At 63.8% G+C, this 20,490-nt stretch carries 16 protein-coding genes; 8 read left to right on the top strand and 8 right to left on the bottom strand.

Annotated elements, in window-relative coordinates:
- Window positions 1-4 precede the first annotated feature (4 nt).
- Both XANALMUS060_RS05450 and XANALMUS060_RS05445 read left to right on the top strand, forming a co-directional pair.
- Entirely contained in the window at window positions 5-3,127 is a 3,123-nt protein-coding gene (locus XANALMUS060_RS05450) for an efflux RND transporter permease subunit (RefSeq protein ID WP_045737507.1), read from the top strand.
- A gap of 519 nt (window positions 3,128-3,646) precedes the next feature.
- Window positions 3,647-4,132 carry a hypothetical protein gene (locus tag XANALMUS060_RS05445; RefSeq protein ID WP_045737506.1) on the top strand — a complete coding sequence of 162 codons (486 nt, stop codon included), beginning with the start codon at window positions 3,647-3,649 and terminating at the stop codon, window positions 4,130-4,132.
- 31 nt (window positions 4,133-4,163) lie between these two features.
- Here XANALMUS060_RS05445 and hmgA read toward each other — a convergent pair whose 3' ends face one another.
- Window positions 4,164-5,465 carry a homogentisate 1,2-dioxygenase gene (gene hmgA, locus XANALMUS060_RS05440; RefSeq protein ID WP_045737505.1) on the bottom strand — a complete coding sequence of 434 codons (1,302 nt, stop codon included), beginning with the start codon at window positions 5,463-5,465 and terminating at the stop codon, window positions 4,164-4,166.
- Window positions 5,466-5,603: 138 nt separating this feature from the next.
- Window positions 5,604-6,671 carry a 4-hydroxyphenylpyruvate dioxygenase gene (gene hppD / locus XANALMUS060_RS05435; protein WP_152640401.1) on the bottom strand — a complete coding sequence of 356 codons (1,068 nt, stop codon included), beginning with the start codon at window positions 6,669-6,671 and terminating at the stop codon, window positions 5,604-5,606.
- 189 nt (window positions 6,672-6,860) lie between these two features.
- Here hppD (XANALMUS060_RS05435) and XANALMUS060_RS05430 point away from each other — a divergent pair, with 189 nt between their 5' ends.
- Window positions 6,861-7,346, top strand: a complete 486-nt coding sequence (locus tag XANALMUS060_RS05430) for a MarR family transcriptional regulator (protein WP_045737502.1) — start codon at window positions 6,861-6,863, stop codon at window positions 7,344-7,346.
- A gap of 68 nt (window positions 7,347-7,414) precedes the next feature.
- Here the strand turns inward: XANALMUS060_RS05430 and hppD (XANALMUS060_RS05425) are convergent, their stop codons facing one another.
- A complete protein-coding gene (gene hppD / locus XANALMUS060_RS05425) occupies window positions 7,415-8,524 on the bottom strand; it encodes a 4-hydroxyphenylpyruvate dioxygenase (protein WP_235430373.1) in 1,110 nt (369 codons plus the stop codon).
- Between the two features lie 189 nt (window positions 8,525-8,713).
- On the opposite strand from hppD (XANALMUS060_RS05425), the gene XANALMUS060_RS05420 reads away from it, so the two are divergent.
- Entirely contained in the window at window positions 8,714-9,199 is a 486-nt protein-coding gene (locus XANALMUS060_RS05420) for a MarR family transcriptional regulator (protein ID WP_045737502.1), read from the top strand.
- Between the two features lie 76 nt (window positions 9,200-9,275).
- On the opposite strand, the gene XANALMUS060_RS05415 is transcribed toward XANALMUS060_RS05420, so the two are convergent.
- From XANALMUS060_RS05415 to XANALMUS060_RS05400, 4 genes are all read right to left on the bottom strand, one after another.
- Window positions 9,276-9,872, bottom strand: coding sequence for a thioredoxin family protein (locus tag XANALMUS060_RS05415; RefSeq protein ID WP_045737501.1), 597 nt, complete (start codon window positions 9,870-9,872; stop codon window positions 9,276-9,278).
- 16 nt (window positions 9,873-9,888) lie between these two features.
- Complete coding sequence (locus XANALMUS060_RS05410; RefSeq protein WP_045737500.1) at window positions 9,889-11,397, bottom strand: oligopeptide:H+ symporter; 1,509 nt, start codon at window positions 11,395-11,397, stop codon at window positions 9,889-9,891.
- 267 nt (window positions 11,398-11,664) lie between these two features.
- Window positions 11,665-12,582, bottom strand: coding sequence for a tryptophan 2,3-dioxygenase family protein (locus XANALMUS060_RS05405; RefSeq protein ID WP_045737499.1), 918 nt, complete (start codon window positions 12,580-12,582; stop codon window positions 11,665-11,667).
- Between the two features lie 228 nt (window positions 12,583-12,810).
- A complete protein-coding gene (locus XANALMUS060_RS05400; RefSeq protein WP_045737596.1) occupies window positions 12,811-13,140 on the bottom strand; it encodes a DUF6172 family protein in 330 nt (109 codons plus the stop codon).
- Between the two features lie 239 nt (window positions 13,141-13,379).
- Here XANALMUS060_RS05400 and XANALMUS060_RS05395 point away from each other — a divergent pair, with 239 nt between their 5' ends.
- Together XANALMUS060_RS05395 and XANALMUS060_RS05390 are read left to right on the top strand one after the other, a co-directional pair.
- Entirely contained in the window at window positions 13,380-14,306 is a 927-nt protein-coding gene (locus tag XANALMUS060_RS05395) for a carbohydrate kinase (RefSeq protein WP_045737498.1), read from the top strand.
- A 117-nt stretch (window positions 14,307-14,423) separates the two neighbouring features.
- A complete protein-coding gene (locus tag XANALMUS060_RS05390) occupies window positions 14,424-16,037 on the top strand; it encodes a GGDEF domain-containing protein (RefSeq protein WP_045737497.1) in 1,614 nt (537 codons plus the stop codon).
- Window positions 16,038-16,125: 88 nt separating this feature from the next.
- On the opposite strand, the gene XANALMUS060_RS05385 is transcribed toward XANALMUS060_RS05390, so the two are convergent.
- On the bottom strand, window positions 16,126-18,510 hold the full coding sequence (locus XANALMUS060_RS05385; protein WP_045737595.1) for a DUF3772 domain-containing protein: 2,385 nt from the start codon (window positions 18,508-18,510) through the stop codon (window positions 16,126-16,128).
- 273 nt (window positions 18,511-18,783) lie between these two features.
- Here XANALMUS060_RS05385 and XANALMUS060_RS05380 point away from each other — a divergent pair, with 273 nt between their 5' ends.
- Together XANALMUS060_RS05380 and rlmM are read left to right on the top strand one after the other, a co-directional pair.
- Entirely contained in the window at window positions 18,784-19,344 is a 561-nt protein-coding gene (locus XANALMUS060_RS05380) for a nucleoside deaminase (RefSeq protein ID WP_045737496.1), read from the top strand.
- Between the two features lie 23 nt (window positions 19,345-19,367).
- Complete coding sequence (gene rlmM, locus XANALMUS060_RS05375; RefSeq protein WP_045737495.1) at window positions 19,368-20,417, top strand: 23S rRNA (cytidine(2498)-2'-O)-methyltransferase RlmM; 1,050 nt, start codon at window positions 19,368-19,370, stop codon at window positions 20,415-20,417.
- Window positions 20,418-20,490 lie beyond the last annotated feature (73 nt).

The raw sequence follows: 20,490 nt of genomic DNA, 5'->3' as shown, positions 1-20,490 counted from the left end.
CCGCATGAACATTTCCGCGCCCTTCATCCGTCGCCCCATCGGCACCGCACTGCTGGCCATCGGCCTGTTCGTGATGGGCATGCTCTGCTACCTGCGACTGAGTGTGGCGGCGCTGCCGAACATCTCGATCCCGGTGATTTTCGTGCAGGCCACCCAGGCTGGCGCCGATGCCTCGACGATGGCCGCAACGGTCACCGCGCCATTGGAGCGACACCTGGGCCAGTTGCCCGGGATCGACACCATGCGTTCCTCCAGTTCGGAGGGGAACAGCCAAGTGTTCATGATCTTCCAAAGCACACGCAATATCGATTCGGCCGCGCAGGATGTGCAGACCGCGATCAACGCCGCCCAGGCCGATCTGCCATCGGGCCTGTCCACACCGCTATACCAGAAGGCCAATCCAAACGACGCCCCGGTCATCGCCATTGCCCTGACCTCGGACACACAGTCGGCCGACGAACTGTACAACGTCGCCGATTCGCTGCTGGCGCAGCGCCTGCGCCAGATCAACGGCGTGTCCTCGGTCGATATCGGCGGTGCCTCGACCCCGGCGGTGCGGGTGGACGTGAACTTGCGCGCGCTCAACTCGATGGGCCTGACCCCGGACGATCTGCGCAACGCCGTGCGCGCGGCCAACGTCACCTCGCCCACCGGCTTTCTCAGCGACGGCGTGTCCACCACCGCCATCGTCGCCAACGACGCGGTGGCCAAGGCTGCCGATTTCGGCCAGTTGGTGATCGCACAGCAGCAAGGACGCACGGTGCGCCTGCGTGACATCGCCAATGTCTACGATGGCCAGCAGGACGCCTACCAAGCCGCCTGGTTGAACGGCAAACGGGCGGTGGTGATGTACGTGTTCACTCGCGCCGGCGCCAACATCGTGGAGACAGTGGATCGGGTCAAGGCACAGATCCCGATGCTGCATACCTACCTGCAACCCGGCACCGAAATGACCGCCTATTTCGACCGCACTCCAACCATTCGTGCGTCGTTGAACGAGGTGCAGGCCACGCTGTTGATCAGCCTGGCCATGGTGGTGATGACCATGGCACTGTTCCTGCGCCGGCTAGCGCCGACGCTGATCGCCGCAGCAACCGTGCCGCTCTCGCTGGCCGGCGCCGCGCTGCTGATGTACATCCTGGGCTACACGCTCAACAATCTGAGCCTGCTGGCACTGGTGATCGCGATCGGTTTCGTCGTCGACGATGCCATCGTGGTCATCGAGAACATCATGCGCCATCTCGACGATGGCATGTCGCGCATGGACGCCGCGCTGATCGGTGCGCGCGAAATCGGCTTCACCATCGTCTCGATCACCGCCTCGCTGGTGGCGGTGTTCATTCCGATGCTGTTCGCAAACGGCATCATGGGCATGTTCTTCCGCGAATTCACCGTCACTCTGGTTGCCGCGATCTGCGTCTCGGCGGCGGTGTCGCTGACCATGACGCCGATGCTGTGCAGCCGCTTCCTGTCCGCGCACGCCGAACCGGAACGGCCCGGCCGCATCGGCGCTTTTTTGGAACGGATGCACACCGGCATGCTGCGCGCGTATACCGTGTTGCTGGACTTCTCGTTGCGCCACGCGCTGCTGCTGGCACTGACCCCGCTGTTGCTGATTGTCGCCACGGTGTTGTTGCTCGGGACAGTGAAAAAAGGCGCGTTCCCAGAGCAGGACACCGGCTTGATCTGGGGCCGCGCAACGTCCAGCTCCACCGTGTCCTTTGCCGACATGCTCAACCGCCAGCGCCGCATCACCGACATGTTGATGTCCGACCCGGCGGTAAAAACCGTCGGTGCGCGCCTGGGTAGCAGCCGGCAAGGCTCCAGCGCCAGCTTCAACATCGAACTCAAGCACCACGACGAGGGCCGCACCGATACCACCGCGCAGGTGCTAACGCGGCTGAGCACCAAGGCTAACCACTACCCGGATCTGCAACTGCGGCTGCACGCGATCCAGGATTTGCCCAGCGACGGTGGAGGCGGCACCAACCAGGGCGCGCAGTACCGCGTGTCGCTGCAGGGTAACGACACCGCACAGTTACAGCAGTGGCTCCCCAAGCTGGAAGCGGCGCTGAGGCAAAACCCGAAACTGCGCGACGTCGGCAGTGACGTGGATAGCGCCGGATTTCGCCAGAACATCGTCGTCGACCGCGCACTGGCCGCACGCCTGGGCGTGTCGATCGGTGCCATTGACGGCGCGCTGTATGGCGCCTTCGGCCAGCGCCAGATCTCCACGATCTACTCCAATATCAACCAGTACAGTGTGGTGGTGAATGCCTTGCCCGATCAGACCGCCACACCGGCGGCACTGAACCGCATCTACTTGCGGGCGCGCAACGGTACGATGGTCCCGCTCATGGCACTGGCGCACCAGGTGCCGGGCCTGGCACCGTCGCAGATCACCCATCAAGATCAGTACACGACCATGGACCTGAGCTACAACCTGGCGCCAGGCGTGAGTACCGGCGAAGCCGATGCGATCATCAAGGCGACCGCCAACGGCTTGCGCATGCCCGGCGACATCCGCATTGCGGATAAGGACGACTTCACCGCGAAGATGCAACCCCAATCGATGCTACTGCTGGTGCTGACGGCGATCGTGGTGGTCTACATCGTGCTGGGCATGCTGTACGAAAATCTGGTGCACCCAGTGACGATTCTATCCACGTTGCCAGCCGCCGGCATGGGCGCGCTGCTGGCGCTATGGATCACCGACACCGAGCTGTCGGTGGTTTCGATGATCGCGTTGGTGCTGCTGATCGGCATCGTCAAGAAGAACGCGATCATGATGATCGACTTTGCCCTGGTCGCCGAGCGCACACATGGCAAAGCCCCAATGGAAGCCGTGCGCGAAGCCTGCCTGGTGCGCTTCCGTCCGATCATGATGACCACCATGGTGGCGATCCTGGCGGCGGTGCCGCTGGCGGTGGGCTTGGGCGAAGGCTCGGAACTGCGACGCCCGCTCGGCATCGCGATGATCGGCGGTCTGCTGGTCTCGCAGAGCTTGACCCTGCTCAGCACCCCGGCGCTCTACGTGATTTTCTCCTGCCTGCGCGAGCGCTGGCGGGCGCGACGCGAACGGCGCCGCGCACGGCGCCAGCAATTGCCGATGGCAACGCAGCCCTGAGACACGTCGCAGTGTGCGGCACGGCCAGACACAGTGCAGCCACGCGACAATCGACCAGCCACGCACAACGCATGCCTCGTGCCGGCTAGACCGCCTCCGTCATGCGGACAGCCGATTAGCGCTTGACCGGCGCCTGTGCGGGCGGAACGTCGGTATCGGGCTGGTCCATGTCCGGTGGCGGCAACGCCCTATCCCCATCCGCAACGGGTGGAGGGGGAAGTGGCGGCGCCACAGGTGCAGGACCCGGCGGCGGAGCGGGAGGCGGTGACAACGGCGACGGCGGCCCCCGGTCGCAAGCGGCAAGGCCGAACAGCAGCAACGCAGTGACAAGCAGAGTCGGCTTCATTGACAGTCTCTCTCTCGCAGGAATGACAGATAGCCTAACGCGCCGCCTCAGCAGGTTCGGCGCGAATGACATGACCTTGTGCTTTTTAGCGAAAATTAAACATAAATAATGCCTTTTGTCATCGGCGTTTCACGGGAGATCGACACGCTGGGGACCCGTCCATGTGCCCGCACATGCATCCGCGCAAGACCGCCCTCGCCCTTGCGGCACTGCAATCCCACGACACCCCGCTGGACATGCGCCAACGGCGCGTCTTGATCCTGGCCGACGGCCAGCGCAGCGCCGAGGAGCTGATCGCACTGGGCGGGCACAATGCTGCGGCGATCATGCAGGCGCTACTGCAACAGGGGTATCTTGACGACGGTCGCCATGCCGCCACGCCGGCGGCATCGCCCGCCACGTCCCCCGACCCGCGCCGCGCACTGCTCAATGCGCGCATGTACCTGCTCGACCTGCTGCAGTTGCAGCGCCATCCGGCCTCGCTGGCACTGCAACAGCAACTGCGCGCAGCGCGCGAGGAGACCGAAACCCTGCACGCGATTGCGCAGGCGCTGCGCGCCATGCCAGAGATGACCTCCGAGCGTTACGCGCAGCGTATTCGCGAACGGGTGCTGGAAATACTGCCAACGCCACTGCACAGCGCACTGGCCGCCGCTTGAACCTATCGGGCGCAGCGGCGGGACTACGCGCTCAAGGCGCGCGGAAATGCCGACGCAATCCCTGCCAACACTGCAGGTAATCACGCTGGCGATGCGCGGCTTCCAGCGCCTGCGTGGTCGGGCGCAACACCGCACGGGTCTCGAACATGAAGGCCATGGTATTGACGATCACGTCAGGGCGCGTCAGCTCGGCCTGCGATGCCTTGTCGAACGTGGCGGCATCGGGACCGTGCCCGCTCATGCTGTTGTGCAGCGACGCCCCACCAGGCAAGAAGCCCTCGGCCTTGGCGTCGTAAGCGCCTTGCACCAGGCCCATGAACTCGCTGGCGACATTGCGATGGAACCACGGCGGCCGGAAGGTATGTTGCGCCACCAACCAGCGTGGCGGAAAGATCGCAAGATCGAGGTTGGCGGTGCCTGGCGTGTCGCTGGGCGCGGTGAGCACGGTGAAAATGCTCGGATCGGGATGATCGAAACTGATCGAACCAATAGTATTGAAACGGCGCAGATCGTATTTGTACGGCGCGTAGTTGCCATGCCAGGCGACCACGTCCAACGGCGAGTGCCCGATCGGTGCCTGCCACAAATGCCCCTGGAACTTGGCGATCAATGCGAAGTCCCCCTCGTCTTCCTCGTAGGCCGCCACCGGGGTGAGGAAATCGCGTGGGTTGGCCAAACCGTTGGCGCCGATGGGTCCCAACTCCGGCAAGCGCAACAAGGCGCCGAAGTTTTCGCAGACATATCCCCGCGATGGGCCGTCGGGTAGCCCGACACGAAACCGCACGCCGCGCGGAATCACCACGATTTCCTGCGGTGCCACCTCCAGCGTCCCCAGCTCGGTGCACACCTGTAGCCGCCCCAGTTGCGGCACGATCAACAGTTCCGCATCCGCGTTGTAGAAGAAACGCCCCTGCATGGACGCATTGGCCGCGTACAGATGGACCGCCACCCCATGCTGCGCTTCGGCCGAGCCGTTGCCCGCCATGGTGTACAAACCATCGACAAAATCCACCGATGCTTCCGGCAACGGCAACGGACTCCAGCGCAACTGATCGGGAGGCACCGGCCCATTCTGGAACGTGTTATGGAACCCGTGCGCCTGGGTGTAGGGGGCGAAGCCACCATGCAGCAGCGACGGCCGGATCCGATACAGCCAGCTACGTCGGTTGGCCGCGCGCGGCGCGGTGAACGCGGTACCCGACAACTGCTCGGCATACAGCCCGTGGGCCACGCGCTGCGGCGAGTTCTGCCCGACCGGCAACGCCCCGGCGACCGCCTCGGTAGCGAATTCGTTACCGAAACCGGACTGATAGCGAAGAGAATCCAGGTGCATGATCGGGCTCGCAATGACGGAAGACGTAACGCGTGGAAAGCTTACCGCCAGCACCGTGCGCGCAGGCCATCGACCAACCTTAGCAGGCCAAGCGCGGCGGACGAGGCAAGCGTATGAGCGTATTGGCCTGCGCGGCGTTCAAAGCACGCCGCGCTTGATCTGGTCGCGCTCGATACTCTCGAACAATGCCTGAAAATTGCCTTCGCCAAACCCTTCGTTGCCCTTGCGCTGGATGATCTCGAAGAAAATCGGGCCGATGCAGTTTTGGGTAAAGATCTGCAACAACTTACGTTGCTTGGTCTCCGGATCGGCATCGATCAGGATCTTGTTCCTGGCCAGCCGCGCCACATCCTCACCATGATCGGGAATGCGCTGGTCGATGACATCGAAATAGGTCTCCGGTGTCTCCAGGAACTCCACTCCGGCCGCACGCATGCGCTCCACAGTGATGTAGATATCGTCGGTGAAGCAAGCAATGTGCTGGATGCCCTCGCCATGGTAGGCGTCCAGATATTCGTTGATCTGACTCTTCGGGTCGGGCGATTCATTGAGCGGGATGCGCACCACGCCATCGGGCGCGGTCATCGCCTTGGATACCAACCCGGTCTTGGCACCTTTGATGTCGAAGTAGCGGATTTCGCGAAAATTGAATAGCCGCTCGTAGTAATCCGACCAACGCTGCATATTGCCGAAATACAGATTGTGCGTCAGGTGATCGATGAAGGTCAGACCGAAGCCGACTGGATGCAGGTCGGCACCGGGCACCGGCTCGAACTCGGCATACACCGATCCCGTATCACCATACTGATCGACCAAGTACAGCATGCAGTCGCCAATGCCCTTGACCACGGGTGCGGGCACGGCACGCGTATCGGCCTTGTTCGCCACCGCTTCGCCACCGTTCTCCAGTACCTTGGCGAACACCGCATCGGCCGAACGATTGAAGCGAATCGCGAAGCCGCAGGCACAGGGACCGTGCGCGGCAGCGAAATCGGCAGCGAACGAATCCGGCGCCTCGTTGACCAGGAAGTTGACCCCACCCTGCCGGTATACCGTGATCGCACGATGGCGGTGACGCAACACCGCAGTGAAACCCATGCGGCGGAAGTAAGCATGCAAGCGCTCGCCTTGACCGGCAGGCGCGGCGAACTCGACGAACTCGAAACCGTCGATACCCATCGGGTTCTCGAAGGTGGTGACCTGCATGCCGAGATTGATCGGCTGCGGCGAATGTTGCGGCTGTGTACGCATGACGCGCTTCCTGGAAGGCGAGTCGCAGCGACCGCAGCCGAAATTTCACATGCGGACGGACACAAGACTCGCGAGAATGGAGGGTAAGCATCTCTCTCCTCCACTATAGTTACAAATGAAACAACTATCAAGGTGCAATGCAGCATGATGATCGCAACGCCCGTCTCACCGACGCCTGACCAACCTTCGCTGGATCTCGAACAGTTCCTGCCCTACCGCATCAGCGTGCTGTCCAACCGGATCAGCAGCAACATCGCCCGTGTCTATGGCGAGCGCTACGGCATGGCGGTGACCGAATGGCGGGTGATGGCGGTGCTGGCGCTGTATCCAGGGCTGTCGGCCGGTGAGGTCTCAGAGCGCACCGCGATGGACAAGGTCGCGGTGAGCCGCGCGGTGGCGCGCCTACTCGAGCGCGGCTTCATCCATCGAGAGACGCACGGCGATGACCGCCGCCGCTCGGTGCTGCACCTGACCCACGCAGGTGTGGAGGTCTATCACGTGGTCGCGCCGATGGTGCTGGAATGCGAGCGACGCCTGCTGGCACCGTTCAACCAAGACGAGCAACATCTCCTGCACCAACTGATCGACCGCCTAGCCACCGAAGGCTTGGCCAGCATGACCGGCCGCTGAGGCCACGCTGCCCGTTGCAGGGCGCGCCTGCAACCGCGACAGCCGCCGAGAACACGGCGCTGTCGCGATCACGCCGCTACGGCTTGGGCGGCGCCCATTCCTTGAAGAAGGCGAAGAACTTCTTGCGGTCGTAGCTGTTGCCTTTCTCCAGCTCGCTGGTGAACTAAATTGCCTTCGCCAAACCCTTCGTTGCCCTTGCGCTGGATGATCTCGAAGAAAATCGGGCCGATGCAGTTTTGGGTAAAGATCTGCAACAACTTACGTTGCTTGGTCTCCGGATCGGCATCGATCAGGATCTTGTTCCTGGCCAGCCGCGCCACATCCTCACCATGATCGGGAATGCGCTGGTCGATGACATCGAAATAGGTCTCCGGTGTCTCCAGGAACTCCACTCCGGCCGCACGCATGCGCTCCACAGTGATGTAGATATCGTCGGTGAAGCAAGCAATGTGCTGGATGCCCTCGCCATGGTAGGCGTCCAGATATTCGTTGATCTGACTCTTCGGGTCGGGCGATTCATTGAGCGGGATGCGCACCACGCCATCGGGCGCGGTCATCGCCTTGGATACCAACCCGGTCTTGGCACCTTTGATGTCGAAGTAGCGGATTTCGCGAAAATTGAATAGCCGCTCGTAGTAATCCGACCAACGCTGCATATTGCCGAAATACAGATTGTGCGTCAGGTGATCGATGAAGGTCAGACCGAAGCCGACTGGATGCAGGTCGGCACCGGGCACCGGCTCGAACTCGGCATACACCGATCCCGTATCACCATACTGATCGACCAAGTACAGCATGCAGTCGCCAATGCCCTTGACCACGGGTGCGGGCACGGCACGCGTATCGGCCTTGTTCGCCACCGCTTCGCCACCGTTCTCCAGTACCTTGGCGAACACCGCATCGGCCGAACGATTGAAGCGAATCGCGAAGCCGCAGGCACAGGGACCGTGCGCGGCAGCGAAATCGGCAGCGAACGAATCCGGCGCCTCGTTGACCAGGAAGTTGACCCCACCCTGCCGGTATACCGTGATCGCACGATGGCGGTGACGCAACACCGCAGTGAAACCCATGCGGCGGAAGTAAGCATGCAAGCGCTCGCCTTGACCGGCAGGCGCGGCGAACTCGACGAACTCGAAACCGTCGATACCCATCGGGTTCTCGAAGGTGGTGACCTGCATGCCGAGATTGATCGGCTGCGGCGAATGTTGCGGCTGTGTACGCATGACGCGCTTCCTGGAAGGCGAGTCGCAGCGACCGCAGCCGAAATTTCACATGCGGACGGACACAAGACTCGCGAGAATGGAGGGTAAGCATCTCTCTCCTCCACTATAGTTACAAATGAAACAACTATCAAGGTGCAATGCAGCATGATGATCGCAACGCCCGTCTCACCGACGCCTGACCAACCTTCGCTGGATCTCGAACAGTTCCTGCCCTACCGCATCAGCGTGCTGTCCAACCGGATCAGCAGCAACATCGCCCGTGTCTATGGCGAGCGCTACGGCATGGCGGTGACCGAATGGCGGGTGATGGCGGTGCTGGCGCTGTATCCAGGGCTGTCGGCCGGTGAGGTCTCAGAGCGCACCGCGATGGACAAGGTCGCGGTGAGCCGCGCGGTGGCGCGCCTACTCGAGCGCGGCTTCATCCATCGAGAGACGCACGGCGATGACCGCCGCCGCTCGGTGCTGCACCTGACCCACGCAGGTGTGGAGGTCTATCACGTGGTCGCGCCGATGGTGCTGGAATGCGAGCGACGCCTGCTGGCACCGTTCAACCAAGACGAGCAACATCTCCTGCACCAACTGATCGACCGCCTAGCCACCGAAGGCTTGGCCAGCATGACCGGCCGCTGAGGCCACGCTGCCCGTTGCAGGGCGCGCCTGCAACCGCGACAGCCGCCGAGAACACGGCGCTGTCGCGATCACGCCGCTACGGCTTGGGCGGCGCCCATTCCTTGAAGAAGGCGAAGAACTTCTTGCGGTCGTAGCTGTTGCCTTTCTCCAGCTCGCTGGTGAACTGCGAATGCAGCAACTTACCGTCGGCATCGAGCACCAACAGATGCGGGAAGGACACGATCTTCGGGTACTGCGCTAGAAACGCTTCGTTCTTGTTGTCTTCGCTGAAATTGACCTTGACCCACACGTAGTTGGCGTCGCGAAAACTGCGCAGTTCCGCGTCGCCCTGGATGAACGTATCGAGAATATGGCAGCGCGAACACGATTCGCCGCCCACCTCGAGCATGATGCGCTTGCCGCCGCGCTTGGCCTCGACGATGGCGGTCTTCAAGTCGTCTGCCGGATCGCGGTGAGGATCGAACTGCGCACTCAACGCCGCCGCCGCCGCCACGTCGGCCGCCGCCGGCGTGTTGCCCGAGGTCACCGGCTGGCTCGGATCGGCCACCGGCGGCTTCTGCACCGAGGTATCCAACGGCTTGGCCGGCGCGTCGGGGGGCGAGGTATTCTTTCCGCAAGCGCCAAGCGCCAAGATCAACGCCAGCGCAGTCCACATCGTCTTGTTCATCGACATTGCGACATCCTCAAATTCATTTGATGCCATGCATCAACTTATTGATCAGCGGTGCGATGAGAAACAGCAACACGCCCGAGCCCAGCAACGCCCAGAAGCCGAAAGTGTAGCCTTTCAGTGCCGAGGCCACGGTCATTCCACTTTCGCCGCTGACGCCCGCAGCGAAGATGCCCGAGAGGTTGTTACCAATCGCCGTGGACAGGAACCAACCGCCCATGGCGAACGCCACGACCTTGGTCGGCGCCAGCTTGGTGGTCATCGATAACCCAATCGGCGACAGGCACAACTCGCCAACGGTCTGGATCACGTAGACCATGAACAAGGTCCAGAAAGGAATCTTGCCGGCGCTATCGACCAGGGCGGACAACGCGTACATCAACAGCGCGAAAGCCAGAGCGTTGAAGATCAGGCCCAAGCCGAACTTGCGCGGGATCGACGGGTTGGCCGAGCGCAGCGCCACCCACAGCAACACGAACACCGGCCCCAACACCAGAATCGCCAGCGTATTGACCGACTGGAACCAGCCGACCGGGAAAATCCAGCCGCCCAGATCGCGCACGACAATATTTTGAGCGAGAAAGTTGAACGAGCTACCCGCCTGCTCGAAGAACATAAAGAACATCACGTTGAACACGAACACGATCAGCATCGCGATCGAACGATCGCGCGGCACCTTGCCCTCGCGGATGCCCTCGATCAGGATCATCGCGCACAACGCCACGAACAAGGTGGTCAGGATCCAGCCGAGAATGCTGGCATCGATGAGCAGCAAGCCGTAGGCCGTGGGAATCAACAACAGCGTCGCCAATAGCACCGCAACCGTGCGACCCATGCCTTCGGCGCCGGCAGGCGGCCGGCCAACCGAGCCGAGCTGGCGCCGTCCGATCCAGAACCACACCAGGCTGATCAGCATGCCGATCCCCGAGGCGATGAACACATATTTGTAGGCCGGCATGGCCTCGGTGCCGAACAGCTTATCGGCCAGCAGGCCCGTCAGGATCGGCGCGAAGAATCCGCCCGCGTTGATCCCCATGTAGAAAATCGTGAACCCCGAATCGCGACGCGGATCGCTGGGCGGATACAGCTTGCCGACCATGGTCGAAACGTTCGGCTTGAACAGTCCGTTGCCGGCGATGATCGTGGCAAGACCGATCTTGAATACTTCTTCGTTGGGGACCGCGATCAGGAATAGCCCGACCGACATGACCACCGCGCCGATCAACAACGAGCGCTGATAGCCAATCAGCCGATCAGCGACGAAACCGCCGAACAGCGCCGAGGCGTACACCAGCGCCAGATAGGCGCCGTAGAGTTTATTGGCCGGTGCCTCGCCCGTCCCGGCGCCCTTGAAGAACTCGGCGACGATGTACAGGGTCAGCGCCCAGCGGATACCGTAGAACGCGAAGCGCTCCCAGAATTCGGTCATGAACAGCATCCACAACGGACGTGGATGGCCCAGCAGGGTTTTGAACTCGGGCGGCTGCGGTGAGGCGGGATGGTTCGACGCGACGACGTCAACACTCATTCGGTGTTCCCTTGCGTATTCAGTATGGGCTGGGGGGAGGCATCCGGCCAGGCCGGGCGACGGGCGAGGATTACCGAGCGGGCGCGCGGCGTCAAATGGCCGTGGGGCACCAGATCCTGAACACGGGAAAAACAGGACACTGCGGACGTAAAGAGGAGCGCGCACACGCTACCGCGCCGCAACGCCATCCGAGCGCTGCTTTCGCGCAGCAGCAGCCTCGAAAAACCAGGCATCGGCGCAAAGACGGGGCCTAGGCTGCGCCGCGCGCTAAGGCTGCATCCCGCGCGGCATTGCCTCCGGGTCAACGTCCACGCGTGCTGGGTTCTGGCCGTCCACTCCCACCGAGGTGCGCACCTCGAACAACTCGGGGAAGAACGTCAATTCCAGCGCCTGCTGCAGGAAACCGACGCCACTGGAGCCGCCCGTACCGCGCTTGAAACCGATCACCCGCATCACCGTGCGCATGTGGCGGAAGCGCCAGAGTTGGAACTGCGTCTCCAGGTCAACCAGGTCCTCACACAGCGCGTATTCGCGCCAATAGCGGTCGTTGTACTCGTAGATGCGCTCGAACACCGGACGCAACAACGGATCGCTGACATGCGGCTGACGCCAATCGCGCGCGTGATAGGTCGCCGGCACCGCATGGCCGAAGCGGGTCAGATAGCGCAAGAATTCTTCGTACAGGCTGGGCGCTTCCAGCACCGCACGCAGCGCGGCCTGGCCCTCGGGATCATGGTCGAACACCGGCAACATCTGCATATTCTTGTTACCGAGCATGGATTCGATGAGGCGGTACTGCAGCGACTGGAACCCGGAGGATGGCCCCAGCACATCGCGAAAGCCCATGTACTCCGATGGCGTCATCGTCTCCAGTACCGACCATTGCTCGGTGAGCTGACGCAGTACCTGCTTGCTACGCGCCAACACCTTGCGGCACGGCCACACGGCATCGCGCTGCAAATGCGCGATTGCCGCCTGCAACTCGTGCCCCAGCAGCTTCAACCACAGCTCGGAGGTCTGGTGCTGGATGATGAACAGCATCTCGTCGTGGTGCGGCGGGTCCGACAATGGCTGCTGTGCCGACAGCAGCCGATCCAGGCGCAGGTAACCGCCATAGGTCAGACGGCCTTCCAGATCGGTATGGATCCCGGTTTCGAGCGGGCGCTGGTTATGTTCGACGGGCATGGGCGGGGCGGACGGTCTGGGCCGGCAAGGGTACCGCAGCGACGGCTGTGGCAGCTTGTTCCACGCGCACAGGCGAACAGTCCCGGCGGCCGAGCAAACGCCAGTGTTTGCCGAGCAAACGCGTGTCCGCCACTTTCATCATCGCGGCATCCACACACACGCTGCGTGGTTGTCGCCCCGGTCAGCAGGACCGATAAAGAGACCGGCACGCGGCACAATAACGGCCCCTCAGTCGTCGAACGGATCAACCTCGGCAACGGTGGACGCGCCCTTGGCCCGCGGCGCACGCACGCAGGGACGGCTACGGATTTCCACATAGAACTGTGTGCCCCCAGCGGCGACCAGCGCATCCACCGCGCGCAGCAACTCCGCCGGCGGCAACACCGTGGCATTGGCCTGCTCGGCACCGAACAACGTGTCGAAATCCCAGTAGTCGGCACCGGCCGGCAAGGTCTTGCGGCGCTCGCGGCGAATGTACTTGCGGATATCGTGCTTGGCGGCATCGAGCAGACGATCGGGGTGCTTACCCTCGATGTGGAGCCGGTAGGTCTTCTTCACTGCGAACATCCTGAAAAGGGAACAGGCGCTGGCTGCGGTGGCGCAGCGCACGCCACGACATCGCGACTGCGCGTGCGCCGCAGGGGCGACGCGGGCCGCCATGGTGCCAGAACCGGCCGCAGGCTGCGGATCGCCCCATCATCGAGACCGATCCCATGACGCTGGCGGCGCAGGATAGGCCACAATAGCCGGCTGGCGCGCCGACCGGCGCCGCTACCCCCCCGACCAGGAGCCGTTCGATGTTCGTAGTGTGTGGAGAAGCCTTGTACGACATCTTCATCGACGGCGATGCCGGCACGTCGGTCGGCATGACCGCGCGGCAGGGCGGCTCGCCGTTCAACGTGGCAATCGGCCTGGCTAGACTCGGCTCGGCCTCGGCGCTGTTCACCGGCCTGTCCACCGATCCGCTGGGCCGCCAATTGCGCGCCACCCTGGAGCGCGAAGGCGTGACGCTGGACTACTGCGTGGACAAACGCGAGGCGACCACGCTGGTGATGGTCGCGCTGGATGCCGGCGGCGTCCCCAACTACGCGTTCTACGGCACCGGCTGCGCCGACCGCGCATTGACCAGCGTCGATCTGCCGACCTTGGCTCCGGCGGTCGGCGGCCTGCATTTCGGCTCCTACACTCTGGTTGCCGAAACCACCGCCAGCACCTTCCAGGCCCTGGCCGAGCGCGAACGCGCGCAGCGGCTGATCTCGCTGGATCCAAACGTGCGGCCTACCGTGGAACCGGACATGGCGGTATGGCGTGCGCGGCTGGCGACGTGGATCGCCCTGGCGCATGTGGTCAAGGTCAGCCAGGAAGACATCGAACTGCTGTACCCCGACCAAGATCCGTTCGCCATCGCCCGCGGTTGGCTACAACACGGGCCATCGCTGGTGGTGATGACCCTGGGCGGCGACGGCGCGGTGGCCTGGAGCGGCGACAGCGAGGTGCGCGTGGCCGGGCGGGTGGTACAGGTGGCCGACACCGTCGGCGCCGGCGACAGCTTCCAAGCCGCCCTGCTGCACCAACTGCCCAACTTGGCCGCGCTCACTGCGCTGGGCAGCACGCCCGCCGCACTGGAGCAGCTCGTGCGCTTTTGCGTGGCCGCAGCGGCGATCAACTGCACCCGTGCCGGGGCCAACCCGCCATCCCTTGACCAGGTGCGCAGCGCACTCTGAGTCACCTCCCGGCGCCCCTCAAGCCTGCGCGATCGGCGCCGATATCCAGGACCTGAGGGTCGCCCTGGGGTCGCGCATGCGGCAAGGCGTGCCCATCCACGGGGAGGATGAGCTGGCATGCCGGATCAACGCGACGAGCCGCCAGTGAGCGGATTGCGCAAGTTATTGTCGCCACGGCGGCGAGATCCGGTACCAGCGACCGCTGCCGCCGCCACAGCGCCTGCGCGCACGCGCAAGCAGGCGCAGGTGCAGGCGCACGAGGGCGTGCCATTGGCAAACCCCGCAACCGACCCGGCTGCTGCCACCGCAGCACTGATTCGCCTGTTTCAGCACGCACACGAACCACCAGAACTGCTCGGCGCCTTCGCCGACGGCATGGCCGGGCTGCATGGCGAACTCGGCGACATGGGCCGGCGCCTGCAATCGGCGGCCAGCAGCGGCGACTGGCCCAGCTATGGCCGCGCACTGCGTCAACTCATCGACAAATACATCCGCACCATCGATGTGGAAGACCCACTGGCCGGACCCAGCGACAGCGAGCGCCTGCGCGACCTGCTGCGCCAGACCGTGGCCGGTGCCCTCGCCTCGCTGCTGCACACGCTGCCGGAACTGGCCAACGAAGCCGAAGCCAGCGGCGAAGCCCTGCGCCAGTGGCAACCCGGACAGCCGCTGGAACCGGTCGCGCAGCGCGTGCGCGAGCTGTGCCACCAGATCGCGCTGCGTGCCAACGACAGCCAGGAGCAGCAGACCCTGCTGCTGAGCCTGTTCGACCTGTTGCTGGAAAACATCGGCGAACTGCTCGACGACACCAGTTGGCTGCAAGGCCAGATCGCGGTGGTACGCGATCTGATCGTCGGGCCGCTGGACCGTTACTCGATCGAAGAAGCACGCGGCAACCTGCGCGAAGTGATCTACAAACAGGGCCTGCTCAAGCAGAGCATCGCCGAATCCAAGGATGCGATGAAAGGCATGATGGTGTCCTTCGTCGAGGAACTGAACGGCATGGCGACCAGCACCGGCGAGTTCCACGACCGTATCGCCGATTACTCGCAGACCATCCGCGACTCACGCAGCATCGCCGACCTTAACCGCCTACTGCAGGAAGTGCTGCAAGACACCGGCCATGTACAGCAGCAGGCACTGCAAGCGCGCGACCACCTGATCGCCGCGCGCCAGGAAGTGGAAGCGGCCGAGCAACGCATCCTGCACCTGGAACAGGAATTACGCGACGTCAGCGACCTGGTGGGAGTGGACCAACTCACCGGCAGCCTCAACCGTCGCGGCCTGGAAGAACTGTTCGCGCGCGAGTTGGTGCGCACCGAACGCAGCGCGCAGCCGCTGTGCGTGGCGATGGTGGACATGGACGACTTCCGCACGCTCAACGCAACCTACGGCCACGCCGGCGGCGACGCCGCACTGCGCCATGTGGTCGAGGTGGCGCGCACCACGCTGCGTGCCAGCGATGCGATCGCGCGCTTCGGCGGCGAGGAATTTTTATTACTGATGCCGGACTGCACGATCTTCGAGGCCAACGCGGCGGTGAACCGGGTGCTGCGCGCCCTGTCCCAGCGCGCGGTAACGCACGAGGACCAGCGCGTCTTTGTCAGCTTCAGCGCTGGAGTCGCGATGCGTGCCGCAGGCGAAAGCCAGGATGCCCTGGTGCGGCGCGCCGACCGCGCGATGTACGAAGCAAAGAAAGCAGGCAAAAACCGCGTAATCTCGGCCGATTAGCATGCGCGACGCAGCGCCACCGGGAAACACGGCACGCGTAACCCGCCATCCCCAGCGCACACGCCTGACCCGCACAGTACAACCTGGCTTATTCGTGTGGATCGCGTAGCAGTTTGATCTGCTGCGGCGATTCCAGTGCGATACCCTCCTCGGCCAGACGCTGCAGCAAGACGAAGAACAGATCGCTGCGGGTGGCGTAGACCAACCGTGGCGAGGCCACATAAGCGTAACTGTTGAGCGTGATGCTGCCATTGGCAATGGAGTCGATGAACACCGACGGCACCGGCTCCTCCAGCACGCCTGGATGCGCCGCGTACAACTCCAGCAACAACGTCTGCAGCCTTGCCACATCGCTGCCAAACGGCACCGCGAACTGGATCTGCACCCGCCCCAACGGCCCGGCCAGGGTCATGTTGCGCAAGGTCTTGGTGATGAATTCGGAGTTGGGCACGATCAGCGTGGAGCGGTCTCCCACCTGGATCTCGGTGGAGCGCACGCTGATCCGACGCACATCGCCTTCATAGTCGCCGATCTTGATCCAGTCACCGATCTTCACCGGACGCTCGGCGAGCAGGATCAGGCCGGAGACGAAATTCTGGGTGATCGACTGCAAACCGAAGCCGATACCGACCGACAATGCGCTGAGCACCAAGGCGATCCGCTCCAGGCCAATACCCAGCGCGGCCAGCGCCCACAGCGTGGCCAGCAGGATGCCGGCATAGCGCGCCATGGTGCTGATCGAATTGCGCGCGCCATCGTCCAGTTCGGTCTTGGGCAGATAGGTATGCGTCAACCAGCGGTGCAGGTACTGCATCGTGGCCAAACCCAACAGCAGCACCAGCACCGCGCGCGCAATCGCGCCTGGATACAACACCACCTTGTCGCTGACCCGAATGCCATCGAACAAGAGCGAGAACCTGTCGTAGAAGATCGACACATTCGTGCCGAATGGCATCAACAACGCGCCGACACCGATCAGCAGCAGCAACACCCGCAATAGCGCCGAGGTCAATACGCCGGCCTGCTCCAAGCGGCTGGGACGCACGCCGAAAGCGCCATTGGCGACACGGCTGATACGGCCAATGTGGCCATCGCTGGCAAACAGCCATAGCGCGAAATCATCGGCGAAATTCATCGTCAGGCGCATTGCGCCGAGGATCATCGTGATCCAGATGAGCTGGCGGGTGATGAACAAGCCCAGGTAGAGATAGCCCAACAGTGCCGCCAGCAGCGCCGCCGCCACCACCACCTTGACCAACACACCGATCAACGCCAACGCACCACGATGTCGACTGGACGGCGGCTGCGCATGGGCCAGTGCCTGCGCCGCAGCCTCGGCGTACTGGCGTCGACGCAACCGCGACAGGCTATTGACCGTCGCCAGAATCAGCACGGCGTAGGCCAGTGTGACCACCCCATCGACCGCGACCGTGGCGGCATCGCCGATACGACTAGCCTGCTTCAGCACCAACAGCATGCCGCTGATCCAGGACAGCGCCGCAGTCGCCCAGGTGTATTTGCGCAAACGCCACGCGGTGGCGTCATCGATCGGAAACAACCGCCAACTCGACTGCTTGGGCAGCAACACACTGGCCCCCAGCGACCCCATGAATGCCGTCGCAAAACTCACCACGACGAACCCGCTGAGCACAGCCTCCAGCCGCGCCGGGATCGCGTCGATACTGCGCAGCGTCTCGGCCAGCGCCAGCGCGGCAAGACCAGGGGTCAACGTGCCCAGCAGCAGAAACCACAGCGCCAACCCGGAACGACGCAGGCGGCTGCCCGGCGCACGCGACATTGCATAGCGTTTACCCAGCCAGCGCAGCAGGTAACGCAATGGAAACAGCAAGAACAACGCCAACGCGACACCGATGCCGAGCGCACCGGCACCGTGATCGGCAAGCGCCGTATCAAACGCCTGCCCCGCCTGCGCGTACAGCGCTAACAGACGGTCGCGATCATCAGGAAAATCGCTGGCGATCTGCTGCCACAGCGCGGGCGACAGCGGCGAGGGCGAGCGCAACGACAGCTCCTGACTGAAATGCTCGGCGCGCGCGCGCTCGATGTCATCGGCTAGCTGTCTGGCCTCCATCGCGAGCAACTTGCCGCGCTTGATTCCCGAATCCAGCCTGCCGTGCTGGCGGGTGAAGGCATCACGCTGAGCGGCGATATCGGGTCCATCGCCGGGGGCGGCCGGCCCGAGCTGCTGCAGGCGCGCATCCACCTGCGCCAACTGCGGCGACAGGGTCGACACCACCCCCCGTGCCTCGTCCTCGGCGTCGCCCACCTGCACCACCAGCTCCTGCCATGCGCCCTGGTCGGCGGCATCGGCCTGCGCACGGCGAGCATCCTTCAACGCTTGCTCGGCGTGGTCCAGTATGGCCTGCGGATCTTGCGGCATGGCCGCGCCCTGCGGCTGAGCGGACGCGACCAGAGCCGCGCACAGCAACACGGCCAACGCGACATAAGACAACAAAGACCGGGGCACGAAACGGGGCAACACTCGCACGCAGAAACCAACATGGACAAACGCGGACCACCGCGGGTGCGGCGCACTATACGACGCCCTGCTTGAACCGGAGCAACGCCAGCACCACCGCGCATCCAAGGCAGATGCCGCGATGCGTTCAGCCCAGCGCGCCGATTCCAGCCGGCCGCGTCAGATCGTCACAGCACCTTACCGGCGGTGTTGCAGCTGGAAATTGCGTCTAAGCTACGCCTCCCCAGTCAGTCGCCCCATCCACCGATGCTCTACGCGCAAGTCCACCTCACCTTGCCCGCCTGGATCCACGATGCGATCGATCCACAGGCCGTCTATGCCAGCGATACCGACAAGGTAGCGCTAGCGGTGGAACTGTCGCGTCTGAACCTGGAGGCCGGCAGCGGCGGTCCGTTCGGCGCGGCGGTCTTCGGCCCGGATCACCGGATCGTCTCGGTCGGGGTGAACCGGGTGGTGCCGCAAACCACGTCGCTGGCGCATGCCGAGAACATGGCCTACATGCTGGCGCAACAGCGCCTGCAAAGTCCGCGTCTGAACGCCGTGCTATCGCCAGTCACCCTGGCGACATCCTCGCAACCGTGCTGCCAATGCTATGGCGCAACCATCTGGGCCGGCATCGACCGCCTACTGATCGGCGCCAGTGCCGAGGACGTCATGGCACTGACCACATTCGACGAAGGCCCACTGCCTGCAGACTGGGTCGGCGAACTGGAACGCCGCGGTATCGAAGTGGTACGTGGCCTGCACCGCGATGCCGCCTGCGCGGTCCTGCGTCGCTACGGCGAGCTCGACAGCGCCCGCTATTGACCTCGCCAACCCAAGGCTTGCCCATGTCCTCTGTCAACGGCCTGCTGTGCTATTGCCGGCCCGGCTTCGAACCCGAACTGGCCGCAGAACTCAACGCGCGCGCCGCCAGCATCGGGCTCGCCGCCTACGCACGCACCGAGCGCAACAGCAGCTACGCGCTACTGATCTGCGATACCCCACTGCCAGCGCACACGCTGCGCTGGCGTGAGTTGATTTTCGCGCGGCAGACATTGCACCTGTTGGCCGAACTGCGCGACTTGCCACCCCACGACCGCATCGCCCCCATCGTGCTGGCACTGGCCGGACAGGCACGTTTTGGCGATCTATGGGTCGAACACCCGGACTCGGACAGCGGCAAGCCACTCTCGGGCCTGGCGCGCAGCTTCGGCAACGCGTTACGGCCAGCGCTGCGCAAGGCCGGCCTGCTCAGCGACACGCCACAACCTCGGCTACCGCGCCTACACGTGTATTTCCTGAGCGGCACCCACGCCCTGCTCGGCATCGCCGATAGCAACGACAGTGCGCCGTGGCCGCTGGGCATTCCACGGCTGAAACTGCTGCCCGATGCCCCCTCGCGCTCGGCGCTGAAGCTGGAAGAAGCACTGCTGGCGCTGATGACACCGCACGAGCGCGAAACCCTGCTGCGACCGGGCATGCGTGCCGCCGACCTCGGTGCCGCCCCCGGCGGCTGGACCTGGGTGCTGACCCGCCAACATCTGCATGTGACCAGCGTGGACAACGGCCCGCTACGCCAGCACGTGCTCGACAGCGGCCTGGTCGATCACCTGCGCGCCGACGGTTTCCACTGGAAACCACCACAGCCGCTGGACTGGATGGTCTGCGACATGGTCGAACAACCACGGCGCGTCGCCGAACGCATGGCCACCTGGTTCCGCGAGGGCTGGTGCCGGCATGCGATCTTCAACCTCAAGCTGCCGATGAAAAAACGTTGGGACGAAACCCAGCTCTGCCTGGATCTATTCGCCGAACGCGCTGAACGCCCCCTGCAAGTGCGCGCCAAACAGCTCTATCACGACCGCGAAGAGATCACCGTGCTGGCGATACCGGGCTGAGCGCACACTGCCGATTGCAACGTTTGTTCGGCGGCAACACAGCGCATAACGCGCCAGCAACGAACATCTGCGC

The organism is Xanthomonas sp. MUS 060 (assembly GCF_000963215.1).
Classification (GTDB): Bacteria; Pseudomonadota; Gammaproteobacteria; order Xanthomonadales; family Xanthomonadaceae; genus Xanthomonas_A.
The sequence above is the reverse complement of the archived record's forward strand: the minus strand, read 5'-3'. Positions and strand labels throughout refer to the sequence as shown.